Source organism: Roseibium sp. (assembly GCF_039982295.1).
Classification (GTDB): domain Bacteria; phylum Pseudomonadota; class Alphaproteobacteria; order Rhizobiales; family Stappiaceae; genus Roseibium.
In genome coordinates, this window is record NZ_JBDWYP010000068.1 from 1 (window position 1) to 3,766 (window position 3,766).

General features: G+C 55.5%; 5 protein-coding genes. All 5 read left to right on the plus strand.

Annotated features, from left to right (window positions below; genetic code table 11):
* Nucleotides 1–143, plus strand: a 143-nt coding sequence (locus tag ABJZ52_RS14880) for a formate--tetrahydrofolate ligase (protein WP_348486534.1), incomplete at its 5' end; no start/stop codon positions are given.
* A gap of 1 nt (nucleotide 144) precedes the next feature.
* A complete protein-coding gene (locus ABJZ52_RS14885) occupies nucleotides 145–1,008 on the plus strand; it encodes a universal stress protein (protein ID WP_348487794.1) in 864 nt (287 codons plus the stop codon).
* A 216-nt stretch (nucleotides 1,009–1,224) separates the two neighbouring features.
* Nucleotides 1,225–2,211, plus strand: a complete 987-nt coding sequence (locus ABJZ52_RS14890) for a tripartite tricarboxylate transporter substrate binding protein (protein WP_348487795.1) — start codon at nucleotides 1,225–1,227, stop codon at nucleotides 2,209–2,211.
* A gap of 171 nt (nucleotides 2,212–2,382) precedes the next feature.
* Complete coding sequence (locus ABJZ52_RS14895; RefSeq protein WP_348487796.1) at nucleotides 2,383–2,871, plus strand: tripartite tricarboxylate transporter TctB family protein; 489 nt, start codon at nucleotides 2,383–2,385, stop codon at nucleotides 2,869–2,871.
* A 22-nt stretch (nucleotides 2,872–2,893) separates the two neighbouring features.
* Nucleotides 2,894–3,766 (plus strand): tripartite tricarboxylate transporter permease (locus ABJZ52_RS14900; RefSeq protein WP_348487797.1); only part of this gene is annotated, 873 nt, incomplete at its 3' end.

Here is a 3,766-nt window from a genome sequence, read left to right on the forward strand (position 1 = left end):
TGCGCGAGGTACGCCTGAGTGCCGGCGCGGGATTTGTCGTAGCGATCTGCGGCGAGATCATGACCATGCCCGGCCTGCCCCGCACCCCCTCCGCCGAGGCCATCAAACTCAACGACGATGGCGAAATCGAGGGGCTGTTCTGATATGGCGACGGGCCTAAAGAAGATCGTTGTACCGGTGCGCGGTGATGGCAAAGGCGACAATGTCCTGCGCCATGCTGCCGTCCTGGCGCACCGTTTTAATGCCCATATCGATGTCACGCATGTGCGTGCTGAGGCTGAGGACATGATTCCCTTCGGTGTTGCGGTTCCTGAAATACTCAAGCGGCAGATATTGGAAAGCGCAGGGTCGCAGGCGGATGTAGAGGAACAAAAGCTGAAGGAAGAATTGCACGCCTTGGCGCGTGAGTTGGACCTGACCGAAACCGATACACCCAATGGCGGCGCAGCAACCGTCTGGTTCACCGAGGAACGCGGACGTCAGGTTGATATGATCAGCCATCTTGGCCGGCTGGCTGATCTGATTGTCGTACCACAACCGGATAAGGCGGCACGCCTTGGAGCGAATACTCTGAAGGCGGCGATATTCTCGAGCGGCCGTCCGGTGATGATGTGCCCGGATCAAGCGGCGCCACCGGCAATCGGGGCGCGCATCGCAATCGGATGGAATGGTTCTATTGAGGCTTCGCGCGCGATGCGTATGTCAATGCCAGTCATTCGCAGTGCGGACAAAGTCAGCATCCTGACCACTAAAGACGCGGACGTACATCGTGCCAGCGCGTCCGATCTGCACCAGCTTTTGAACATGCACGGTGTCGAAAGTGACATCGTCGAAATCGAAAATCGCGGCGTGATTGGTGAACGCCTATTAGATGCCGCAGGAAACCAGGACGCGGACGTGTTGGTGATGGGAGCTTATCACGAAGGATACACGCGACAGGAGATATTCGGCGGAAATGCACAAACTGTGGTCGATAAGGCGCGGATTCCGGTCATCATGGCCCACTAGGTACACGAGTTGAAAGGATAAGGAACTGAATTCGACGGAGGATAACAAATGGCCAGCGGTAGCCCCCAAGGCCAAGAAAGCGAACCGTCCAACCAAGCTTGAGTGACCGGTTTGTCAGAAAGGGGGAACATACCCTTGGTCTGAAGCCGTTCGCATCAGGGCCGCCACCGGCGGTTTAAGGTCCGAAAGGACAAACCCACTAGGGAGGAGTTGAATATGAAGATTCTATCAACATTACTTGCGGGAGCCGCGACCCTTGGCATGACGGCGACGACCGCCTTGGCCGCCGACTGGCAGCCTAAAAAACCGGTTGAGTTTATCATCATGGCAGGCACCGGCGGCGGCGCAGACCAGATCGCACGACTTCTGCAAGGCCTGATCGAGCAGAAGGGCCTGTCGTCTCGCCCGTTCATTCCGATTAACAAACCCGGTGGATCCGGTGCAGAAGCATTGCGTTACCTGCAGGACAAGGCAGGTGACGATCACACCGTGATGATGACGCTGAACAGCTTTTATACTACGCCGATCATCCAGGAAGATCTTGGCGTTGATCCGCGGGAATTCACGCCTATCGGTTTGATGGCAATGGATACCTTCCTACTTTGGGTCCACAACGACATGGCCGACATCACCGATCTCGACTCTTACGTTGAAGCGGTGAAAGGCAAGGGGCTCGACTGGAAAGTCGGCGGCACTGGATCCGGTCAGGAAGACAGCGTGCTGACGGCGATGATGGAAGCGGCTTTTGACTATGAAGTCACCTATATTCCGTTCCCAGGCGGTGGCACAGTGGCCAAGAACTTGATCGGCGGCCAGATTGACTCAACCGTCAACAACCCGGCCGAACAGATGGCGTTCTATGAAGCTGGCGATTCAAAGCCACTGGTACAGTTCACCGGCGAGCGCATGGCGGCTTTCCCGGACGTTCCTACCGCAAAAGAGCTGGGTGTAGACATCGAGTACTACATGCAGCGTTCGGTCAACGGTCCTCCGGGTATGTCGCCTGAAGCAGTTGAATTCTATACTGAACTGTTCGGCGAGCTATTCGCCTCGGATGAGTGGCAGGAATTCTGCACATCCGACGGTTTGACCTGCGATACTTTCCTTAACGGTGGCGATCTAGGCGAATTCCACGCCACGCAATATGTCGCCCACCAGGATCTGATCGAGCAGGTAGGCGCAGCTGCGATCACCGGCGAATAATACCAAAACCGTCCCGGGCTGGACAGCCCGGCCCGGGGCCTGACGACAACATCGAACGACTGACATGTGACCGTGATAAGCATCGTTTTCTTAACGGTGCATAGAAAAATGCGGTCAATGAATGGGGGGAAAATGTCCACACGCGGTGCGGAACTTTTAATGGGAATAGGAATGTTCCTGTTTTCCTTGTCAATTATGTGGAGCGTTTGGGCCGACGGGCTGAACATCGGCTGGGTGGAAGAGCGGGGTCCCGGCGCCGGGGTTTGGCCCTTTTGGCTGAGCTTCGGGATGGCGCTCGCCTCACTGTGGACCCTATTGCGCTGGTACAAGGGTTCGACACCGGAAAGCCGAGACACGAGCGCCTACATCGATCCTGAAAGCTTCGGGCTTGTATTTGCTTCATTCGTGGCGCTGACGGCGATGATCATTCTGGTGACGATCGTAGGCACCTATATCGCCGTCTTCTTGTTTCTCGGATTCTATATGAAGGTGCTGGGCGGACACCGATGGCGCACAACCATAATCATGTGTTTCGGTGCGGTGTTCTTCATCTACTTTCTGTTTGAATGGCAACTGACCAAGTACCTGCCCAAGGGGTGGCCGATCTTTGAAGATGGTTTTCTCTGGATCGACAACTACCGCTGGGATTACCTGATGTAATTGGGTCGAAAAGGACCAAGAAATGGGCGAAATCGTTACACTCCTCGGGGCGGGTCTGTTGCAGGCGTTCGAACCCCTGAATCTTTTTATGATATTTGCCGGTTGTTTTGCCGGTCTGTTCATCGGGGCGATGCCAGGGTTAGGCTCGGTCAACGGTGTCGCAATTTTGTTACCTGTTACATTTCTTGTTCCGCCGACGGCGGCGATCATATTCCTAGCAGCGCTTTATTACGGTGCAATGTATGGCGGGGCGATTTCGTCAATCACTTTGGGCATTCCCGGCGCATCGACGGCTGTGGCCACGGTATTCGATGGCCGGCCAATGGCGCAATCGGGAAGAGCCGATCAGGCACTGACTGCGGCAGCTATCGCCAGCTTCATCGGAGGCACAATCTCCGTCGTACTATTCACTCTGTTTGCGCCGCCCTTGGCCGAATTCGCCTTGAAATTCGGCCCGCACGAGGAATTCGCATTGATGATCCTTGCCTTTGCGACCTTCATCGGGCTTGGGGGAGATGATATACCAAAGACGATATTCTCGATCCTGATTGGCCTTGTGATGGCCTCTGTCGGTTTTGATATCATTACCGGTCAGCCGCGTTTGGTGTTCTTTGACCTTGTCGAGTTCCAGCGCGGGATCGGCTTCCTTGTCCTGGCCATTGGCATTTACGGGATCGGAGAGATGCTGTGGACGCTGGAACATACGAAGGGCAAAGTACAGGTTCAGGTGGTCAAGGTGACGTGGGGGAGGTTCAAGAAGAATCTTGGCTTCGTCAAAGAATACCTGCCAACAACAACGCTCGGGTCTGTGATCGGCTTCTTCGTGGGCACATTACCTGCGGCTGGCGCGACACCAGCGTCATTGATGAGCTACGGCTTGGCCAAGACGTTCTCG

Excerpts from the sequence above, each read along its gene's own strand:
- ABJZ52_RS14885 (WP_348487794.1), top strand. The coding sequence starts at position 145 with ATGGCGACGGGCCTAAAGAAGATCGTTGTACCGGTGCGCGGTGATGGC.
- ABJZ52_RS14890 (WP_348487795.1), top strand. The coding sequence starts at position 1,225 with ATGAAGATTCTATCAACATTACTTGCGGGAGCCGCGACCCTTGGCATG.
- ABJZ52_RS14895 (WP_348487796.1), top strand. The coding sequence starts at position 2,383 with ATGTTCCTGTTTTCCTTGTCAATTATGTGGAGCGTTTGGGCCGACGGG.